The organism is Bacillus salitolerans (genome assembly GCF_042680805.1).
Lineage (GTDB): Bacteria > Bacillota > Bacilli > Bacillales > SA4 > Bacillus_CJ > Bacillus_CJ salitolerans.
Window position 1 is genome coordinate 118,786 of sequence record NZ_JBHUEM010000054.1, and the last position, 20,183, is coordinate 138,968.

Genomic DNA, 20,183 nt, shown 5'->3' on the forward strand with positions numbered 1-20,183 from the left:
TTGTTATTCTTAAAAGAGAGAAAGGGAGGTACCTTATGCTGTTTCTGAGAAAGCTATTTTTGAAAGCGGTAAAATTAAATAATTGGGTTTTATTTTGGGCAAGTGTTAGTTTCATCTTCTTTAGTACTTATGTAATACACTATTTAGAGCCTGAAACATTTCCAACACCTTTCATTGCACTTTGGTGGGTAATGACGACTGTAACAACGGTTGGGTATGGAGATTATTCACCTTTAACGATTGAAGGTCGAATATTTGCCATCTTTTTATATTTGATTGGAATTGGTTTAATAGGACTTGTAATTGGTAAGGTTGTTGATTTCTTTTCAGAGTTTCGCAGGAAAAGGGAGGAAGGAAGAATGACATATAAAGGTGAAGGACATATCGTTATTATAGGATGGTCGCCAAAGGCAAAATATGCTGTACAAGAGATAGTGGAATCAAACATTAATATCGATATTGTCATTATTGACCAGTTGGACAAAGCGCCTCTACTGTTAGAGCGAGTTCATTATGTGAAAGGCCAGGCTACCCAAAATGAGACACTCGAGAAGGCGAATGTATTAAAAGCAAAAGCTGTCTTAATTTTTGCAGATGATACCATTAAGGATGATGAACTCACTGATGGAAAAACATTATTAATTGCTTCCTCGATTGAGCAATTTGGAGCACATGTGCATACGACAGTTGAGATTATGAATGAACATCATATTAAAAATTTCCAACATATTAAAGTAGATGATTTTCTAATGTCTCATGAAACGATTTCGCACCTTGCAGTGAGATCCGCTACCTCAAAGGGAATAACAAAAATATTTTCACAGCTTATTAGTCGTAGGTATGGAGATGACTTGTTTCAAATTAAAGCAAAGCCTGAGTGGAAGACGTACCGTGAAGCATTTGATGACCTTTTAAAAGAGGGAGCCACATTAATATCTGACCAAACCAATTTAAACATTAACCGTAGATTGGATGAATCAATTGCAGCAGATTCTGTCCTTTATATTATTTGTGATAAAGAAACTTATGATAGAATAAGTGCTAGTTGATTTAAAATTGAATGAAGAAATAGAGGGGTTTTGTTGTCAAGTCATATCGTTCAACATGGTTCAATGCGGTGGAATTTTAGTGCTTTTTATTTCTTAACCTTCTTTGGGATTGGGTCCCTATATCCCCTTTTAACCGTATATTTAGATGAAAATATTGGTTTAACCGGTAGTCAAATTGGAGTTATTATGTCTATTAGCCCTGTGGTGATGATTATTGTTCAGCCAATGTGGGGCATGCTTAGTGATTGGACCCAAAAGCCAAAGGTGTTACTAACAATTGCGATTGTTTTAACGAGTCTAATAGGGTTTATCTATTCCTTTATGGATACATACGTCACGATATTTATCATCGCTATTTTTATTGCGACTGCTCAAAGTGCAATCGTACCTTTATCAGATAGTATAACTCTAAATTATGTTCAAAAAGTAAATGGAAATTATGGGTCGTTTCGGCTATGGGGGGCCTTAGGGTTCGCAATATCTGTGCTTGTCGTTGGAAGGGCAGCAGAATTCGTAGGATTAACGGTTATTTTTTACTCATTTGCTATTGTACTATTCCTATCGACAATCTTTAGCTGGCGTCTTCCAGGAGAGAGTCAAAGAATACAAACGAATCTCTTTCAAGGAATTCATTCGCTCGGGAAACGCCCTAGATTTTTACTATTTCTGCTCACAACATTTTTAATATTTGGACCGATTTATGCAAATAACTTCTATTTCGGCTTATTGATCAAAGATTTAGGTGGTACCCTTACTGGAGTAGGGATTGCCTTCTTATTAGCAGCAGGAAGTGAAGCACCATTCATGCAATATGCAAGAAAGTTTATTCAACGAGTAGGAATGCTCCATGTATTGCTCATTGCGGCTAGTATCTCAATGATAAGATGGTATTTTTATTTTTATGAACCTTCTCTTTTTCTTGTGTATGCCACCACCATTGCTCAAGGCATTTCAGTAGGACTCTTTATCCCAGCAGCACTTCAATATGTAAGGGATATCTCTCCTAAGGAAGTTCATATAACGGCGGTTTCTTTATATTCGGCTATTGGTAATGGTTTAGGAAGTTGGTTTTGTACCTATTTTGGAGGCATAATTCTTGAGTTGAACTCTATACAAGCTGTTTATTTATTCTATGGAGTATTAACGACTTTTGGGGTGATTACATTACTAGCCATCACAAGAATTGATCATATAAAAAGGCGAACTGCGTTAAGGCAAGCTTCCAATTAGAAACAGGGCTCTATGAAAAGAGCCCTGTTTTAATATAACCTTTGGAAGCTGAATTATTCGGAAAAATCAAATAAGTCGCTAGATAGATAACGTTCACCAGTATCACAAGCAATACACACAACAACGTCATCTTCTGACAGCCTACTTGCTACCTGTATCGCTGCGTAGCAGGCAGCACCTGATGATGGACCGACTAATATTCCTTCTTCTTTTGCTAATCTTCTTGTAATGTTATAGGCTTGGTCATCTTCAATTTTAATAATTTCATTATAAATGTTTTGATTTAATATAGTTGGAATAAAACCAGGACTAGTTCCAACTAGTTTATGTTTACCAGGCTTTCCACCAGATAGCACCGGAGAGCCGGCGGGCTCAACAACATGAATGCTTATGTTTGGGAAATGTTCTTTTAATACTTCACCAGTACCAGTGATGGTACCACCTGTTCCAGCAGTAGCTACAAAAGCTGATAATGGTTTGCCTATTTCATTCATCGCTTTTATAATTTCTTTTGCTGTTGTATGGCGATGGGCATCTGGATTAGCAAAGTTATCAAATTGCATAGGGATGAAGCTATTCTTTATTTCAGTTGCTAATTCTTGGGCTTTTTTTATAGCACCAGGCATTTTTTCCTCACCAGGGGTTAATACCACGTCGGCTCCGTACGCCTTTAATAAATTGATTCTTTCCTTTGTCATCGTGTCTGGCATAACTAATATCGCTCTATAACCCCTAGCAGCTGCATTCATGGCAAGCCCAATTCCTGTATTTCCACTTGTAGGCTCAATAATGGTAGAGCCATTCTTTAGTAATCCGGCTTTTTCAGCTTGTAAGATCATATTATAGGCTGCACGGTCTTTTACGCTTCTACTAGGATTGAAAAACTCTAGCTTTAAATAAATTTGTGCACCCTTTTCGGGTTTTACACGTTGAAGCTTGACTAAGGGGGTGTCTCCGATAAGTTCATTGATATTATTTACTTTTTTCATGATGCCCGTTCCTCCTTTTTACCATCGTATCATACCCGTTTATCGTGCACGATGATTTTGATACCACTATTTTTAACGACTTTGGTAAAATATACAATAATGAGACGAAAATACTCATTAAAGGTGGTTTACGATGAATACAAAGACTCATTTCTTTCTTGCGATTCCTATTTCTAATGAATTAAAAGCAGTATACTCAAAATGGCAACAATCCATGAAGAATCAGTTACCCTTTAAATCCTGGGTCCATCCTGAAGATTATCATATAACATTAGCTTTTCTAGGGGATATTCCGAAGTCTATGCTACGAAATATTAGTAAGGAAATGGAGGTTATTGCAGGCAAACATCATTCCTTTCAACTGTCACTAAATGGTATAGGAACATTTGGTAGAAAGGAATCTCCTAGAATATTTTGGGCCGGACTTGAGAGAGAACAAAAATTATTTGATCTGCAAATGGATGTATACAGAGCATGTAAGAAGCTGGGCTTTACGCTAGATGATCGCCCGTATAATCCGCATATGACATTGGCGAGAAAATGGAGTTCAGACGATGTATTTCCTAACAACCTTTCTCATATTGTGAAAGGAGAAGAAAAAATAGTATCATTTTCTGTTAAGGATTTTATTTTGTATCAAACCCATCTTGACAGAACACCTAAATACGAACCGTTATCCATCTTTTCCTTAAAAGATTAACTTACTTCATAGCTTCATTAATATATTTTTTAAGAGTGGTGAAATTGTTGGCTCAGCTTATTAAATTATTTGATCTCATTTCTAGATATGAAATGAATATTTATCGATATCCCAGTCAGTACATACGACTGAAAAAACAAGGATGGAACAAATTTAAGCATTATTTTGAAAATAGTCTTCATGAAAATAAGCAGGAAAATCATCAGCCTGTTGTGAATAAAAAAACATTTTTTAAACCGTTAAAAAGTATTCTTAAAAGAGAATCAACACCCGAAGAAGAAGTTACGAATCGTTCATATGTTTTTGGGCAAGAGGATGATGAACAGGAAGTTCCGGGATTTCATATAGACTACCAATTCACGAGTAAACCTAAAACGGAGGAAGAGCTTAAACAAAGGTTTTTAGATGGATTATTTGAATTCCAAGTGAAATGGGCAAGTTCAACTATTAGAGAAAAGTCTTATCTTGATAAAGACCTTTATGATGAAGATACCTTAAAATATTTCCTTCAACGTTTCCCAGACAATTACCTTGTTCTTTATCATCCAGTCTTTTTAGTTCAAAGAGCACCAGTAGAGTTAGAAGTAGTGATGATTAGTCCAACTGAAACATGGTGCATCACTGTATTGGAAGGCAAGGAGAACAGTGTATTTATAGGGTCAAAAGAAAGATTTTGGACGGAGAAGTATTTGGAAGAAGAGAAAAAACACTTAAATCCAGTTATCGCGATTAATCGTATGGAAAAAGTCGTGAATCAAATCTATAACAATTATCAGATCGATCTACCGATTCGAAAGGTCATCCTTAACAGGACAGGGTATTTCGATTTCCCATATAGCCCACCTGATATCCTGTTTATTGATAAAAGAAAGTATGAAGGCTGGTTTAGAAATTTAAGAAAGCATTCCTCTCCTATAAAACATGTACAGCTTAAGGCAGCACAGGTATTATTACAGCACTGTCAAACGACTTATGTAAAACGCCCTGAATGGAACACTCCTGAGTGACAACCTAACATGACTTTTAAGTTGGAGGGATCTGATTGTTAATTCATTCTAGAGTATTTGAAGCGTATTTAGATAAAATGAATTTGATTACAATCATACTTCCAAAGGCACGTAGCTGGGGCGAGGTATTGACTTTTACATTATTGGCTCCAAACGGATACATAGAGACTTTACGACCTACTAGTAGAGAAGAACATGAATACTTTTATAAACTTCAATGCATCACAAAATCACAACTTGAAGTTGGAGAATGCTATACGATTTCGATAGGGGACTTAACAACAGATTTGCAAGTTGGTGCAGTAATCAGAACAGAAGAATTTGATGAAAAATATGCTTATGATGGAGATGATTTAGGGGCTAATTATCAACCGGACCATACAACCTTTAAGGTTTGGGCCCCAAGTGCCTCCAGTGTGACACTCGTCCTCTTTGATATCCAACATGAAACTCGCCAAGAAATTACAATGAGTCGAAAAAGGCTTGGAATATGGGAGGTAAACATACAGGGAAACTGGGATGGGTTTTACTATACGTATCGTGTTTGTGTGAATAAGATATCAAGAGAAGCGGTCGATCCTTATGCAAAATCTGTTTCCATTAACGGTCAGTACGGTGTAGTTATTAACGGAGATAAACTACATAATTCACGGGTTATCGTCTCACAGCCTATAAATGTAACGGATGCTATTATTTATGAAACACACATTCGTGATTTTACAATACATCCAGAAAGCGGAATTATCAAAAAAGGGACGTACAAAGGATTTATAGAAGAACCTTCTGAATGCACTTGTATAAACCATGTGATGGACTTAGGAATTACGCATATCGAGCTTCTTCCGGTCAATGATTTTGATGGCATCGATGAGGAGAACCCTGACAAATCCTATAATTGGGGATACAACCCACTACATTATTTTGCACCTGAAGGCAGCTATTCATCAAATCCAAAAGATCCGTATGCTCGGATTTTGGAGCTTCAAGAGCTAGTTTACAGCCTTCATGAAAAGGGAATACGTGTAATTTTAGATGTTGTTTATAACCATGTTTATATAAAAGAGGAATCGTCCTTTGAAAAAATTGTTCCTGGCTATTATTTCAGATATGACCAAAATGGCTTGCCATCCAATGGTACGGGTGTTGGAAATGATATTGCTTCAGAGCGAAGGATGGTTAGAAAGTTTATTGTGGATTGTGTGTTGTATTGGATACAGACCTACAAGGTTGATGGGTTTCGGTTTGATTTAATGGGGATTTTAGACATTGAAACGATGAACCTTGTTCGGGATCAAGTTCAAAAACTAAATCCTTCAATCGTCTTGTTGGGAGAAGGATGGGAATTAAACACTCCATTAGCAGTTGAACGAAAAGCAACCACTCGAAACGCACACTTGCTTCCTGGGATTGCTTTTTTCAATGACCGATTTAGAGATGTAATAAAAGGAAGTACATTTAATCTATACGATCGTGGTTATTCGCTCGGAAATAATCATTTAGTTGAAGAGGCAAAACAAGTCATTTCAGGCAGTATCTCATTTCAGGATGTGACAAATAAGGGTATGTTTTTACATCCGACGTCCTCGATTAATTATGTAGAATCTCACGATAACCATACGTATTGGGATAAAATGGTGCAGAGTAACTCCTATGAGACAATAGACATTCTACGTAAGAGGCAAAAACTAGCAACGAGCATCGTGCTACTATCACAAGGGATCCCATTTCTTCATAGTGGACAGGAGTTTTACCGAACAAAGCAAGGGGACGGAAACAGCTATCGATCCTCTGACATGATTAATCAATTAGATTGGGATAGACGAAAAGAATACCATCTAGATGTTGAGTATATTAAAGGAATAATACAAATCAGAAAATCACATCAAGCGTTTCGTTTGCCACAAGGGGAACTAGTAAGAAAGCATCTTTCCTTTTTTCAAAATGTTCCAGAAGGTGTGATTAGCTTTGAATTAAAGAATGTAATAGATTATGGTGAGTGGGAAAAGATTATTGTTATCCTTTATAATGGCTTACAAGATAAGCAGGTGGACCTTGGAGAAAAACAGAGCTGGAATGTGTTAGCAGATGAATTATCAGCTTCTCCAAAGCCTTTATATAGGCTACAGACGAAAAAAGTTATTATAAAGCAAGTAAGTATACTTATTTTGGCACGATAGAAATTTTTTCATACACTTGACGTTATTTCGTTGTACAAGATAAAATTTAAAAGATAGCGATACGCTGTCTTTTTTATTTTATAAGTATAATTTAGATACTGCATTGAAGGTGAACCTTTTGAAATATATTCTAGGTGAAGAGTGGGAAGTCTCCCCAGCAGGTGGTGCTACTGGAGAAGCTTACTTTGCACAGTTTAAAAATAAAAAGCTTTTTTTGAAAAGAAATTCATCTCCCTTCTTAGCAGTGCTGTCAGCAGAAGGCATCGTACCTAAGCTTGTCTGGACCAAAAGACTAGCAGATGGTGATGTTATAACTGCTCAGCATTGGCTTGATGGTAGAGAGCTGAAAGCAACCGATATGAAAGAGGCTCACGTAGCTAAGCTTCTTTGTAAAATACACTCTTCTAAAGAGCTTCTTGATATGATGCTTAGAATGGGGAAGTTTCCATTGAAGCCTGATGAAATGCTAAGAGATTTTAAAAATTCTACATTTTATTCGGAACGTAGGGAAATCCCATTACTTCAAACTGCAATACAAGTATTAGAGAGGAACCTACCCCAAATAATCTACGAGGATTATGTGGTTTGTCACTGTGATATAAATCATAATAATTGGCTACTATCACACACAAATCAACTGTTCTTAATAGACTGGGACGGTGCCATGATTGCAGATCCAGCTATTGATATCGGAATGCTTTTATATTCATATATTCCAAAAGAGGATTGGGATGAATGGCTTTCTCATTATGGATTAACGTTAAATGACCACCTTCATAATCGAATGAGGTGGTATGTGATTTATCAAACCTTGCTTTCCATTAAATGGTTTGAGGAGAAACAACTACATGAACAAAAAAATTATGCTGAGCGATTTTTGAAGACATTAATTGTATAACCTAGGAAAAGTGATGAATATCATGTACCCAGTGAGAAAGATTTTCCTGATGATTTGTAATATGTTCATCTAAATGCTGAGTGTACTTTCCAGTCTGACTATATTGATATACATCAATCAGTACATTTTTGGCTTCTAGACTTAAGTTGTCATTGGCTAGTAATGATTGCACAAGCCTTTCAAGCTGTTCACATTCTGCTACTGTACCGCAGCAATCTGTTTGATGGTTTGCTAATATATCTAATAAAACACTGAGTTGATGGTGAAGATTGATTGGCATTTCCTTCACATCCTTTAAAATTCATTCTTTCATTATATTTTGTTTATCAAGTAAATTTATACTGAAAAAAAACAGTCAAGTCTTACTCTTGACTGTTTCAACTTGTAATAAGGAAGTGTTTAAAATATGCGTTTACGTAATAAGCCTTGGGCAAAAGACATGCTAAGAGAAAATGACCAATATGTGATTCAAGACCCAGAATTACAAAAAGGAAAGTGGAATGAAGTATTTGGTAATAACAACCCCATTCATATTGAAGTAGGAACAGGTAAGGGAAAATTTATTACTGGGATGGCGAAGGCAAACCCATCTATTAATTATATTGGAGTTGAGCTTCAAGACAGTGTGATTGTTGGAGCATTAGAGAGAATTCTCGAAGATCCTAGCCCAAATGTGAAGTTGCTTAATCAAAATGCAGAAGAGCTAACTACATTTTTTGAACAAGGCGAAATTAGCCGAGTTTATTTAAATTTCTCCGACCCTTGGCCTAAAAATCGTCATGAAAAGAGACGGTTAACTTACAAGACATATTTGGACAGATATAAGGAACTTCTCATAAAAAATGGGGAAATTCACTTTAAAACGGATAACCAAGGTTTATTTGAATATTCATTAAAGAGCTTCTCAGAATATGGACTCCTGCTAAAATTTGTCAGCCTTGACCTTCACAACAGCGACTTTGAAGGAAATATCATGACAGAGTATGAAGAGAAATTTTCTGCAAAGGGTCAACGTATCTATCGATCAGAGGTACAGTATCGTTCTTAAAAGTCCTGCAACTTGCAGGATTTTTTAATTATGATGAGGTTTGAACAAAAAAAAGCCCACTTGGTATGATACGAGGTGTCCATAGCTGCGTAGCAAAAACATTTTCTCTGTGCTACTCGCACCACAAAATCAAGCTAAATTCCACTTCCAACGAGTAGGCTCATATATAGTAATTATTTACCTTTTCAGAAAATGACAAAAAAACACACATGGCAAGGTGATAGAGTCTAATGCCCAATTTATCGGATAAGTTATTTTCCTATCATCTATATTACGAACGGCCCTCGTTCATGCTAAAATGAAGGTAAGGAGGGATACAATGGAAACGTTAAAAGTAGGAAAGATCACATTAACTTGGCTAAATGGGGGAGTAACTCACCTAGACGGTGGTGCGATGTTTGGTGTTGTACCGAGACCTCTTTGGTCAAAAAAATACGAGGTTAATGAACTCAACCAAATTCAGCTTCGAACTGATCCTATTCTGATTCAAGATGGCAACAGGAATATTTTGATTGAATCAGGAATTGGTAATGGAAAAATGTCGGATAAATTAAAGAGAAACTTCGGGGTTATAGAGGAATCTTCAATTGAAAAGGATCTTGATAAATTAGGCTTAACCACAAAGGATATACATATCGTACTGATGACACATATGCACTTTGATCATGCTTGCGGGTTAACAAAATGGAAGAATGGTAAATTGGTTCCTACATTTGAAAACGCTACCATTATTACCTCGAAAGTGGAGTGGGATGAAATGAGGAATCCCAATATTAGGTCTCGAAACACGTATTGGAAAGAAAATTGGGAAGCGATTTCTGAAATGGTTAATCCTTTCAACGACCATATAAGCATAACGGACGAAATAGAAATGATTCATACAGGCGGACATAGTGATGGACATTCAATCATTGTGTTAACGAGCGAGAATGAACGAATCCTTCATATGGCGGATTTAATGCCAACTCATGCACATCAAAATCCTTTATGGGTAATGGCCTATGATGATTATCCAATGCAATCAATCAAAGAAAAGCAAAGGTGGATAGAAAAAGGGGTACAGGATCATTCCTGGTTCATTTTTTATCATGATGCCGAGTATCGAGCATTAAAATGGAATGAAAATGGAGAAATTACAGATTCAGTAAAGAGGAGTTAATACAAAACCCACTTAAAAGGTTTTAAGTGGGTTATTTTGTAATATAGGAAGTATAACGCTCTGGCGTTTACCTTTTACAATGTTCCCTGCGAAATCTGGCTCCAGCACCCAGCCAAGATGAAATGGCAACGATTTTTGCCATTTCATCCTACTCGAGGGAAAAAAGAAAAACCACTTTTTCCTTGGTCAAATAACCATTGGAGAGTAAACGGAAAGGGCACCCTTTTTCTTTTCTAGGACACTTGCTCAGCCTTTGCTAAACGGGGCGCTTGCGCATTTTGTTTTCGAATAGGAAGAATAATATCCTTTCCCCTAAAACTATCTTTTTATATGAAACTGTATAAGAAAAGCTAAGAAATACCAATGAATGATAAGTACTTACATCTCGACTTTTTGGACATCTAGTATCGTACCATTTTGTGCATCAACTAGAAATTCCATTTGTTCAGGCTGCTCGTGTTTCGTTCTTGAAATACCGCCTCTGTACACTTTGTAAGTAATATTATTTCTAACAAATGATTCTGGTTCCATGTGGATCCAAGATCCATCGATGGGTCCATGTTTTTTTAATTCTTGTTTTACAATTTTTAATGCGTGTTCAGATGAAATAGATGGTGAAGGTGCGATTTTTTGGACAACATATGTACCGAGAACTCCAACAGCAATACCTAAAACAAATCTTCGTAAACTCAAGGTCTATTACCTCCTCTGCGTGTAAGCATCTATTTTATACTATTTACAGTATACATGAACTTATGCTTCCATTCGAGGTTCTAACTTTAAACTGGAAACACGATAGAAAGTTCTGTACAATAAGGCTATCATTTATTTAGTATTCCGAAATACCATAGGAGGGGAACGAATAAGATGAATCAAGAAACACTTCAATTATTTAAAACACTAACCGAGTTACCAGGAGCACCAGGTAATGAGCATGCTGTAAGGCAATTTATGCGTACGGAGCTTGAAAAGTATTCTGACGAGGTTGTACAAGATCGACTTGGAGGAATATTTGGTAAAAAAAGAGGACTTGAAAATGGTCCAACTATAATGGTTGCTGGTCATATGGATGAAGTTGGATTTATGGTTACGAGTGTAACTGAAAATGGTATGATTAGGTTCCAAACACTAGGTGGCTGGTGGAGTCAGGTACTATTAGCACAACGTGTACAAATTATTACTGATAATGGTCCAGTAGTCGGTGTCATTGGTTCGATTCCCCCACATTTACTTGACGAATCACAGCGTTCAAAACCGATGGATATTGGTAACATGCTTATCGATATTGGAGCGGACGATAAAGAAGATGCAAAGAACATCGGTATTAGGCCAGGACAACAAATCGTTCCGATTTGTCCATTTACTCCAATGGCTAACGAAAAGAAGCTTTTAGCAAAAGCATGGGATAATCGCTATGGATGTGGTCTATCAATTGAACTTCTAAAAGAGCTAAAAGATGAAAAGACCCCTAATATTTTATACTCTGGCGCTACTGTTCAAGAAGAAGTGGGAACTCGCGGGGCAAAAGTAGCTGCCACCATGATTAAACCAGATATTTTCTTTGCACTTGATGCAAGTCCGGCAAATGACATGTCTGGTGATAAGCAGGCGTTTGGTCAACTTGGAAAAGGTGCACTTCTTCGTATTTTCGACCGATCGATGATCACACATCGCGGGATGAGAGAGTATATTTTAGATACAGCGGAAACACACAATATTCCTTATCAATATTTTATTTCACAAGGTGGAACCGATGCTGGTAGCGTTCATACATCAAATGAGGGTGTACCTTCAGCAGTAGTTGGAATATGTTCACGTTATATTCATACACATGCATCTATTGTTCACATTGATGATTACGCAGCTGCAAAAGAACTAATTGTAAAATTAGTAAAGTCAGCTGATCAATCTACGATTGATTCAATCATTCAAAAGGGTTAAGAAGTATCGATGAAAAGAGAAGCATTAAGGGCTTCTCTTTTTTTATAAGTTAAGAGAGTATAAGTTTATGGTGTTTAGTTTATACAATGTTACGGCTAAATCTAGCTCCAGCGCCCAGCCAAGATGAAATGGCGACGATCTTTGCCATTTCATCCTACTCGAGGGAAATAGAAAAATCACTATTTCCTTGGTCAGATAACCTGTCATGGATAAAAGGGAAAACCACCCTTTTTTTCATGACAGAATATTTGCTCTGTCTTAGGCTAAACGGGGCGCTCTGAGCCTTTTGTTCAGCAGCGAGAGTTGAAATTGTATTCACTAAAGCCTATGCTTCCTTCTTACTAATAATAAAAAAATTACAAAATTGCTTGGTGAAGTACTAAGTATCTAGTTAGAGTTACCTTAGTAAAGGAGTGAAGGACTAATGAGGACAATCACAATTGGATCAAAAAACTATGCAAAAGTTGAGGCAGTTAAATTCATTTTTGAAAAAGATGAAGTAAAAGGCATTTCAGTTCCATCTCATGTCTCCGATCAACCCATTACAGATGAAGAAACTTTAATGGGGGCTCTAAACCGTGCCAAAAATGCTCTTGAAGCAGGCAGGTCCCATATTGGAATTGGCCTTGAAGGCGGTGTTATGGAAACGAACGGAGGGATGTATCTTTGTAATTGGGGGGCATTGGTTGATGGGAGTGGAAGTATCATTACAGCAGGAGGAGCAAGAATCCTATTACCAGATGAAATTGCAGAGGAGCTTCGCTCTGGGAGAGAATTAGGACCTGTAATGGACGAATATGCACAAAAACGAAATGTTAGACAGCTAGAAGGTGCCATAGGAATCTTAACGGAAGGGTTTGTGAATAGAAAAGAAATGTTTGAGCATGTCGTTCGTCTCTTGGCAGGACAATATGCATTCCATCAAAAAAAATAGAAATCGGCATATAAATGCCGATTTCCACTATTCAAAAATATAGTTCAATACCTTAATTGCTTGATCTACTGTTTCAACAGTGACGCTTGCTTTGTTCGATAGCTCCTTAAGAGGGTGGTGTAGTGTCTCTGGACGTATAAGAATGAGAGGTTTACCGAGAGTAACAGCTGTAGAAGCATCCATCGCTGTATTCCACTGTTTATATTTCTCTCCGAATAAAGCAATTACTACATCTGATTTTTCCATTAATAGCTTCGTTCGTAAATTGTTAATGTTTGAGGCTGCTTCATCCTTTAGTACAGAAGTCGGCTGCTTACCGAGTACTTCTTCACCAATGTTATCAGAGCGTTCATGATCTGTCATGGGACCAACAAAGGTTAATGGTAGATCACTTATCTTTGCCTTCTCTCTTAGCTCATCTCTCCAGTTTGTATGAATTTCACCAGCTAGGTATACAACTAATTCCATTTCCAATTCCTCCTAACATAAGCTTTAGTGAGAATATATCATAAAATATATAGAAATTCTCTCATAACGGTCTAGTCTACTAGATTATGAAGTGGATTCCATCATTTACTAAAAAAAATAGAGCTTGTCACGTGAATTTTTGTAGAGGTAATATATAATAGTGGTAGTAATAAGGAGGTTCATTTTGTGAAGACAATAAAGAAAATATTACTTGTAATAACATTTGCTATGCTATTAGCTGGTTGTTCAACGACAGAAGAAGTATTGAAGGAAGTAGAGAACATTGCAGAAAAGGAATTTGCTGAAAGTCCAAAAGGAGTTAACGCGGAGACAAGCAGCTTTTCTTACTATATCCCAGGATCAATGAAGGTCAATAATGAAATTAATCATAATATTATACTTAAAGAAGGAAAACAAACTTATATTTTGTTTGTAAACACATTGGAAAAACAGAATAGCCGGGTTATTTATGAGACAACCCTTTCAACTGAAGAGGGATATCTTTTGAATCAAACATTTGAAGGGGAAGAACGATTTGGATTTGTTCAAGTGCTTCAAATTGATAAAAAGCTTTATGAAGTAACAGTAGGAATTGGTGGTGTCAAGATCACCACGGAGACAAAACAAAGAGATATTATCAAGAGTACAGAATCGATGATGCGGATTGCAAACTCTGTTCGATATAAACCCTAGAAATAGGGTTTTATTTTAATTGGAAATGTAATGTATGTTGAGAGGAGCAAGAATCTGTTATTTTTGTGTTCTATCTTTTGGAGCTTTATAATGAAAAAAGTACATAACTATATGGGAGGATGTCATTTATGTTAAAACTTGAAAGCATGCAGCAATATCAAGAGGTTGTACAAAATGGAAAAACAGTCCTAATGTTTTCAGCTGATTGGTGTCCTGATTGTAGAGTCATTGAGCCTATTCTACCTGAAGTTGAAGAAGCATTTTCGGACTATACGTTTTATTATGTAGATCGGGATCAATTTATTGATCTTTGTGCGGAATTAGAAGTGTATGGCATTCCAAGTTTTCTTGCATATGAAAAAGGCAAAGAAATAGGTCGATTTGTAAGTAAGGATCGGAAAACAAAAGAAGAAATAGAGCAGTTCTTACATTCTTTATAAAATCGGAATGTAAGGGTATAGCCTAAAGGAGTGATGGATGTGAAAATGACTAGTAAAAAGATGAGAGATATTCTTCAAGCTCGACTTCAACATCCAGCCTGGTCGCTTCAATATGATACCAAAAAAGATACTTTGCGTGTCTTTGATACTGAATCAAAGACAGGAGTGACAGTGTCATTACCAGGTATCATTAATAAATGGGAAGAACAAAAAGATCAAGCGGTAGACGAGGTTGTATATTACATAGAAGAATCATTAAAAGCAACGAAGAAAAATCACCAACTAGAAGGTAAGGAAAATAAAATATATCCAGTTATAAGATCTACTTCCTTCCCAATGGAAACAAAGGATGGAAAGAAGCTACTTACAGATGAACATACAGCCGAAACAAGAATCTACTATGCAGTTGACCTTGGAACAACCTATAAGCTTATTGATGAGGAACTATTAGTAGCCCAAGCCTGGAGTCCTGAGCGGGTTAAGGAAATCGCTAAATTTAATGTACGTTCCTTGCCAATTCAAGTGAAACAGGATGTGGTTGCTGACAATGTGTTTTACTTTTTCAATACGAATGATGGATATGACGCTAGTCGAATCTTACATGAGCCATTACTTGAAAAATATCACAAAGAGAAAATGGGAGATTTAGCAGTAGCTGTCCCTCATCAAGATGTTTTAATTATTGCGGACATTCGAAATGAAACAGGTTATGATATACTCGCCCAGATGACGATGAGCTTTTTTACAAACGGTCTAGTTCCTATTACAGCTCTATCATTCTTATATGAAGACGGTGAATTAGAGCCAATATTTATTCTCGGAAAAAATAAGCGAAAGTCATGAAAGGGGATGAGAAATGATGAATATTTTCTATAATAAACAAGGGATTGGCGACATACTTTTACTATCACTGAAAGATTTACCTAGGGAAAAGAAACGATTCGACCGAAAAGGAAACGTTGCAAGGATTTATAACCAAGATACAAATGAAACAGTAGGCTATAATATTTTTAGTGTATCGGACTATTTGAATGTGGAAGAGTCAGGTTCAGTTACTCTTTCAAAAGAATTAATCGAAAATATTCAAACAATATTGAATCAAAATGGCTACGACGAAAAACTAAATGTAGACCTCTCTCCGAAATTTGTAGTCGGATATATAAAGGAAAAAGTCAAGCATCCAAATGCTGATAAATTAAGTGTTTGTACAGTTGACATTGGGAATGAGATCTTACAAATTGTTTGTGGTGCCCCAAATGTTGGCTCTGGCCAGAAGGTAGTCGTAGCAAAAGTAGGAGCCGTAATGCCAAGCGGGTTGGTAATCAAAGATGCAGAGTTAAGAGGAGTCGCTTCTTCGGGAATGATTTGCTCTGCACGAGAGCTAGACTTACCTAATGCCCCTCAGGAAAAAGGAATTCTAGTTTTATCTGATGAATATGAAGCTGGTCAAGCTTTTTTTGAAGTTTAATAACGTATTTCGTTTACTTTAGTAATCCAGCCAAGATGAATTGCAATGATTCCTTACTTACAATTTCAACCTTATCGAGGTCCAATTACACGCGCCGAAAATATGAGAAAACTACCTTTTTTTCACCTGTGGATCTAGGATGAGGTCAGCCAGGCGTTGCAACTGGACGTTGCGATTATAGATTGATATCCAAATTAGCAGGGTGCTCCGAGCCTTTTGTTCAGGAACCACTAGATCTAGTGGTTCTTTTAATTTTAAATCCCCAAAATGATGAAATACTGATAAAATAGAAGGATACTAGTATTTTGAAAGAGTGGTAACATGTTTAAATATATTAAAAGAATGGTTAACTTTTTAACTGGAGATGAAACAAAAGAACAACCGAAGGTCGAGGAGTCACCTAATTCGAATTACAACGCGGAGGTTAAAGCACGAGTTGTCTTTCAATATCCGAAAGGGAATTTTAGATTTCCATTAATCCCTGACAATCAGAGGGTTGAAGCTAGGAAGGCCAAAAGCAAACCCAATCAATCGAAACCTGTTCCAATGAACGTAAAGAAAACTGAAAAAACTCAACGGAAAATACAACCGAAAGCTCAATTCAAATCAACTGAGGTTCCTTCACCTATATATGGTTTTCGAGAAAGAGACACCTCTAAAGATGTAGTTGAGTTTGAGCTCATTCCTGAATTTAGGACTAGCTTTGACACTCCTGCATTTGCTAAAGATTTTGAAGAGAATGTTGTCATGCAAGAAGCAATTATTGATATTGAGCAAGTCGAATTACCATCAGACGAAATAAAAGTAGAAATCATGAGTGAGGATAGTGCAGTAGTTAGAGAAAACATAGATTTATATGATGATCAAAACAAAGATAAAAAATCAGCTTATGTGTCTGAAGTAGCAAAAGAGCAATATCAACCAGAAGTAGAAGAGACAGCCTCATCAATTGAAGAGCCTTTAATGAACGAAAGTGTGAGTCAAGAACCCCAAGCAGCTGATACGACACAGGCGTCACGGCATTACGTCCCTTTTAACGTTGTGATGCTTAAACAGGACCGTCAAAAGCTTGAAGAGAAAAAGAAGCTTGAAGAAACGAGTTCAGGCTATCATTTTCCCCCTCTACACTTTTTAACAGTACCACGTATCGATATAGGAAAGGATGAGGGGTGGTTAAGAGAGCAACAGGAATTACTAGATTCAACATTGGAGAATTTTAGTGTAAAGGCCAAGGTAGTGAATGTTACTCAAGGCCCATCTGTCACAAGGTATGAAGTTCATCCAGAGCCTGGCGTGAAAGTGAATAAAATTACAAATTTAACTGATGACTTGAAGTTAGCCCTTTCGGCTAAGGATATAAGGATGGAAGCTCCAATTCCAGGGAAAAACACAATCGGAATTGAAGTCCCAAATAAAAACAGCAAGCCAGTGTTTATAAGTGAAATTATTAATAGCCCGACGTTTCGAAACAATCCGTCTCCTCTGACGGTTGCTTTAGGTTTAGATATTTCTGGTGCTCCAATTGTGACCGATTTGAAGAAGATGCCACATGGACTTATCGCCGGAGCAACAGGGTCTGGTAAGAGTGTATGTATTAATGCTATGTTAGTTAGTTTGTTATACAAGGCCTCTCCTCATGAGGTAAAGCTGTTACTTATTGATCCCAAAATGGTAGAGCTAGCACCATATAATGATATACCTCACTTAGTGAGTCCTGTTATAACAGATGTGAAAGCTGCAACCGCGGCGTTAAAATGGGCAGTGGAGGAAATGGAAAGACGATATGAGCGATTTGTCCATTCCGGTGTTCGTGATATTACTAGGTATAATGAGTTGGTTAAAGAGCACAATGATCCTTCAGGTGAAATGCCGTATCTTGTTATCGTCATTGATGAGCTAGCAGATCTTATGATGGTTGCTCCAGGTGAGGTAGAGGAATCTATCTGCCGTATTGCTCAAAAAGCTCGTGCGTGTGGAATTCATTTGTTACTTGCTACTCAAAGGCCGTCTGTTGATGTTATTACGGGTTTGATTAAGGCAAATATCCCGACCCGTATTGCTTTTTCGGTCTCATCACAAGTTGATTCGAGGACCATCGTTGATGCAAGTGGTGCTGAGAAGTTACTAGGGAAAGGTGATATGTTATTTCTTGAAAACGGTGCCTCAAAACCTGTTCGACTACAAGGGAATTTCGTATCCGATGACGAAATTGAAAAGATTGTATCGCATGTTAAACACCAAGTAAAACCACAGTACTTATTTGAACAGCAAGAGCTTATTGCAAAATCAAGCATTACCCAAGAGGAAGATGAGTTGTTTTATGAGGCTTGTGAATTTGTCATCGATCAAGGCGGAGCATCCTCTTCTAGTCTTCAAAGAAGATTTAGAATTGGCTACAATCGAGCTGCTCGTTTAATGGAAATGATGGAGGAGCAAGGTATTGTTTCCGAGCAAAAAGGGAGTAAGCCACGTGATGTACTAATAACAGAAAATCAACTACAAGAGCTAAATGAACAAAGTAAAGCTAGTTTGACATAGTCTAATTTGTGAAATGGAACCTAGTTGTATAAAATACAAGTAGGCTATGATAATTAGTAACGATACTTGACATAGTACAGATAGATAGGGGTCAAACTATGAAAGAAATTGAATTAAAACTTCAAGGGAAAATCAAACGTCTCACGAACAAAACCTTTAAGTTTGATGAGCGAATAAAAGATGGCTGGTTTTCAGCTGTATATTTTCTAAAAACAAAAGAAATTATCAAAAAATATAAGCCTAATAACACCGTTACAATGCAATTCTTTCAAAAGCAACATGGTGTTTTGTGTGGAACAGATGAAGTAATCGCACTTGTTAAAACATTCGCCGAGCATCCTGAAGAATTAGAAATTCATTCACTCAAGGATGGGGATAAGATTACTCCTTTTGAAACGGTTTTAACAATAAAAGGACCTTATCAATATTTCGGTTACCTAGAGGGAATTATAGATGGGATTCTAGCTAGACGTACTTCTGTAGCAACTAATGTTTATAATGTGATGAAAGCTGCGAGTATTAGCGGAGTCCAAAAGCCCGTAATTTTCATGGGGGACCGTGATGATCACTTCACCCAGCAAGCTGGGGATGGGTATGCAGCCTATATTGGTGGCTCTAAAGCACAAGCCACTCATGCAATGAATGAATGGTGGGGAAAAAAGGGAATGGGTACAATGCCACATGCACTCATTCAATTATTTGATGGTGATGTAGTGGCAGCAGCTAAGGCTTACCATGAAATGTTTCCCGAGGATGAGTTAATTGTTCTTGTTGATTATAACAATGATGTCGTGATAGACGCACTAAAGGTAGCACATGAATTCGGTGAAAAGTTAAAGGCTGTTCGCATTGATACATCTCGAACAATGATTGACCAATATTTTGTTAGACACCCAGAAGTATTAGGAACATTTGATCCGCGAGGAGTGAATGCCCCTTTAGTATTTGCCTTGAGAAATGCTTTGGATCAAGAAGGTTTCGAGCATGTTAAGATTGTCGTCAGTGGTGGATTTAATGAAAAGAGAATCCATGAGTTTGAGGAGCAACAAGTTCCGGTAGATATGTACGGGGTAGGAAGTAGCCTATTAAAAATTAATATTGGTTTTACTGGTGACAATGTTGAATTAAACGGAGAGCCTTGTGCAAAGGCCGGCAGACGATTAAGACCAAATCCAAGGCTTGAAAAAGTTGAATAGAAAAATAAAATAGCTTAAGTTGTAAAAAACTGATAGAAATCACTATCAGTTTCTCTATTTTAAAATCGCTTGTTGAAACCTTGATGAAAAAGCTTAATTTATTTATAGGTAGTGGCCCATTTTTAGATGGGTGTATTATCAATGGAACAATGCTATAATAATGTTGTGTTTTTTACATACGAATATCCCTAGATTTAGGACAATCGCAAATCTAGATGAACGTCATATACTGTCTTACAGATAGGCCG

20 protein-coding genes are annotated in these 20,183 nt (G+C 37.0%); 16 read left to right on the top strand and 4 right to left on the bottom strand.

The genetic code is table 11. From position 1 onward, the window contains the following. Positions 1–35: 35 nt before the first annotated feature. Together ACFSCX_RS22620 and ACFSCX_RS22625 are read left to right on the top strand one after the other, a co-directional pair. On the top strand, positions 36–1,049 hold the full coding sequence (locus tag ACFSCX_RS22620) for a potassium channel family protein (RefSeq protein ID WP_377930509.1): 1,014 nt from the start codon (positions 36–38) through the stop codon (positions 1,047–1,049). 63 nt (positions 1,050–1,112) lie between these two features. Further along, positions 1,113–2,279 carry an MFS transporter gene (locus tag ACFSCX_RS22625; RefSeq protein ID WP_377930648.1) on the top strand — a complete coding sequence of 389 codons (1,167 nt, stop codon included), beginning with the start codon at positions 1,113–1,115 and terminating at the stop codon, positions 2,277–2,279. A 53-nt stretch (positions 2,280–2,332) separates the two neighbouring features. Here ACFSCX_RS22625 and cysK read toward each other — a convergent pair whose 3' ends face one another. Further along, positions 2,333–3,268: a cysteine synthase A gene (gene cysK / locus ACFSCX_RS22630; protein ID WP_377930510.1), complete on the bottom strand. Its 936-nt coding sequence runs from the start codon at positions 3,266–3,268 to the stop codon at positions 2,333–2,335. Positions 3,269–3,401: 133 nt separating this feature from the next. Between cysK and thpR the strand changes: the two genes are divergently transcribed. From thpR to ACFSCX_RS22650, 4 genes are all read left to right on the top strand, one after another. Further along, entirely contained in the window at positions 3,402–3,968 is a 567-nt protein-coding gene (gene thpR / locus ACFSCX_RS22635) for an RNA 2',3'-cyclic phosphodiesterase (protein ID WP_377930511.1), read from the top strand. Positions 3,969–4,006: 38 nt separating this feature from the next. Next, positions 4,007–4,975: an NERD domain-containing protein gene (locus ACFSCX_RS22640; RefSeq protein WP_377930512.1), complete on the top strand. Its 969-nt coding sequence runs from the start codon at positions 4,007–4,009 to the stop codon at positions 4,973–4,975. Between the two features lie 35 nt (positions 4,976–5,010). After that, positions 5,011–7,152, top strand: a complete 2,142-nt coding sequence (pulA, locus tag ACFSCX_RS22645; protein WP_377930513.1) for a type I pullulanase — start codon at positions 5,011–5,013, stop codon at positions 7,150–7,152. A gap of 118 nt (positions 7,153–7,270) precedes the next feature. Further along, entirely contained in the window at positions 7,271–8,050 is a 780-nt protein-coding gene (locus ACFSCX_RS22650; RefSeq protein ID WP_377930514.1) for a phosphotransferase family protein, read from the top strand. Between the two features lies 1 nt (position 8,051). On the opposite strand, the gene ACFSCX_RS22655 is transcribed toward ACFSCX_RS22650, so the two are convergent. After that, positions 8,052–8,330 (bottom strand): YtzH-like family protein, encoded by a 279-nt coding sequence (locus tag ACFSCX_RS22655; protein ID WP_377930515.1) that lies wholly within the window; start codon positions 8,328–8,330, stop codon positions 8,052–8,054. A 126-nt stretch (positions 8,331–8,456) separates the two neighbouring features. Here ACFSCX_RS22655 and trmB point away from each other — a divergent pair, with 126 nt between their 5' ends. Together trmB and ACFSCX_RS22665 are read left to right on the top strand one after the other, a co-directional pair. Continuing rightward, the gene (trmB, locus tag ACFSCX_RS22660) at positions 8,457–9,098 is read left to right on the top strand and encodes a tRNA (guanosine(46)-N7)-methyltransferase TrmB (RefSeq protein WP_377930516.1); all 642 of its coding nucleotides are present in this window, start codon (positions 8,457–8,459) and stop codon (positions 9,096–9,098) included. A gap of 319 nt (positions 9,099–9,417) precedes the next feature. Then, positions 9,418–10,257, top strand: a complete 840-nt coding sequence (locus tag ACFSCX_RS22665; RefSeq protein WP_377930517.1) for a YtnP family quorum-quenching lactonase — start codon at positions 9,418–9,420, stop codon at positions 10,255–10,257. Between the two features lie 378 nt (positions 10,258–10,635). Here ACFSCX_RS22665 and ACFSCX_RS22670 read toward each other — a convergent pair whose 3' ends face one another. Next, positions 10,636–10,950: a PepSY domain-containing protein gene (locus ACFSCX_RS22670; RefSeq protein ID WP_377930518.1), complete on the bottom strand. Its 315-nt coding sequence runs from the start codon at positions 10,948–10,950 to the stop codon at positions 10,636–10,638. A 174-nt stretch (positions 10,951–11,124) separates the two neighbouring features. On the opposite strand from ACFSCX_RS22670, the gene ACFSCX_RS22675 reads away from it, so the two are divergent. Both ACFSCX_RS22675 and ACFSCX_RS22680 read left to right on the top strand, forming a co-directional pair. Beyond that, on the top strand, positions 11,125–12,198 hold the full coding sequence (locus ACFSCX_RS22675) for a M42 family metallopeptidase (protein ID WP_377930519.1): 1,074 nt from the start codon (positions 11,125–11,127) through the stop codon (positions 12,196–12,198). Between the two features lie 424 nt (positions 12,199–12,622). Continuing rightward, the gene (locus ACFSCX_RS22680; RefSeq protein WP_377930520.1) at positions 12,623–13,132 is read left to right on the top strand and encodes a DUF84 family protein; all 510 of its coding nucleotides are present in this window, start codon (positions 12,623–12,625) and stop codon (positions 13,130–13,132) included. Between the two features lie 27 nt (positions 13,133–13,159). Here ACFSCX_RS22680 and ACFSCX_RS22685 read toward each other — a convergent pair whose 3' ends face one another. Beyond that, on the bottom strand, positions 13,160–13,600 hold the full coding sequence (locus tag ACFSCX_RS22685) for a YtoQ family protein (protein WP_377930521.1): 441 nt from the start codon (positions 13,598–13,600) through the stop codon (positions 13,160–13,162). 186 nt (positions 13,601–13,786) lie between these two features. On the opposite strand from ACFSCX_RS22685, the gene ACFSCX_RS22690 reads away from it, so the two are divergent. From ACFSCX_RS22690 to ACFSCX_RS22715, 6 genes are all read left to right on the top strand, one after another. Continuing rightward, a complete protein-coding gene (locus tag ACFSCX_RS22690) occupies positions 13,787–14,293 on the top strand; it encodes a hypothetical protein (RefSeq protein ID WP_377930522.1) in 507 nt (168 codons plus the stop codon). Positions 14,294–14,421: 128 nt separating this feature from the next. Then, positions 14,422–14,733, top strand: a complete 312-nt coding sequence (locus ACFSCX_RS22695) for a thioredoxin family protein (protein WP_377930523.1) — start codon at positions 14,422–14,424, stop codon at positions 14,731–14,733. A 39-nt stretch (positions 14,734–14,772) separates the two neighbouring features. Continuing rightward, positions 14,773–15,576 (top strand): DUF1444 domain-containing protein, encoded by an 804-nt coding sequence (locus tag ACFSCX_RS22700; protein WP_377930524.1) that lies wholly within the window; start codon positions 14,773–14,775, stop codon positions 15,574–15,576. Between the two features lie 16 nt (positions 15,577–15,592). Next, a complete protein-coding gene (gene ytpR, locus ACFSCX_RS22705; RefSeq protein ID WP_377930525.1) occupies positions 15,593–16,201 on the top strand; it encodes a YtpR family tRNA-binding protein in 609 nt (202 codons plus the stop codon). A 321-nt stretch (positions 16,202–16,522) separates the two neighbouring features. Next, the gene (locus ACFSCX_RS22710; protein ID WP_377930526.1) at positions 16,523–18,739 is read left to right on the top strand and encodes a DNA translocase FtsK; all 2,217 of its coding nucleotides are present in this window, start codon (positions 16,523–16,525) and stop codon (positions 18,737–18,739) included. A gap of 98 nt (positions 18,740–18,837) precedes the next feature. Then, positions 18,838–19,935, top strand: a complete 1,098-nt coding sequence (locus ACFSCX_RS22715) for a nicotinate phosphoribosyltransferase (RefSeq protein ID WP_377930527.1) — start codon at positions 18,838–18,840, stop codon at positions 19,933–19,935. The last annotated feature ends 248 nt before the right edge of the window (positions 19,936–20,183 follow it).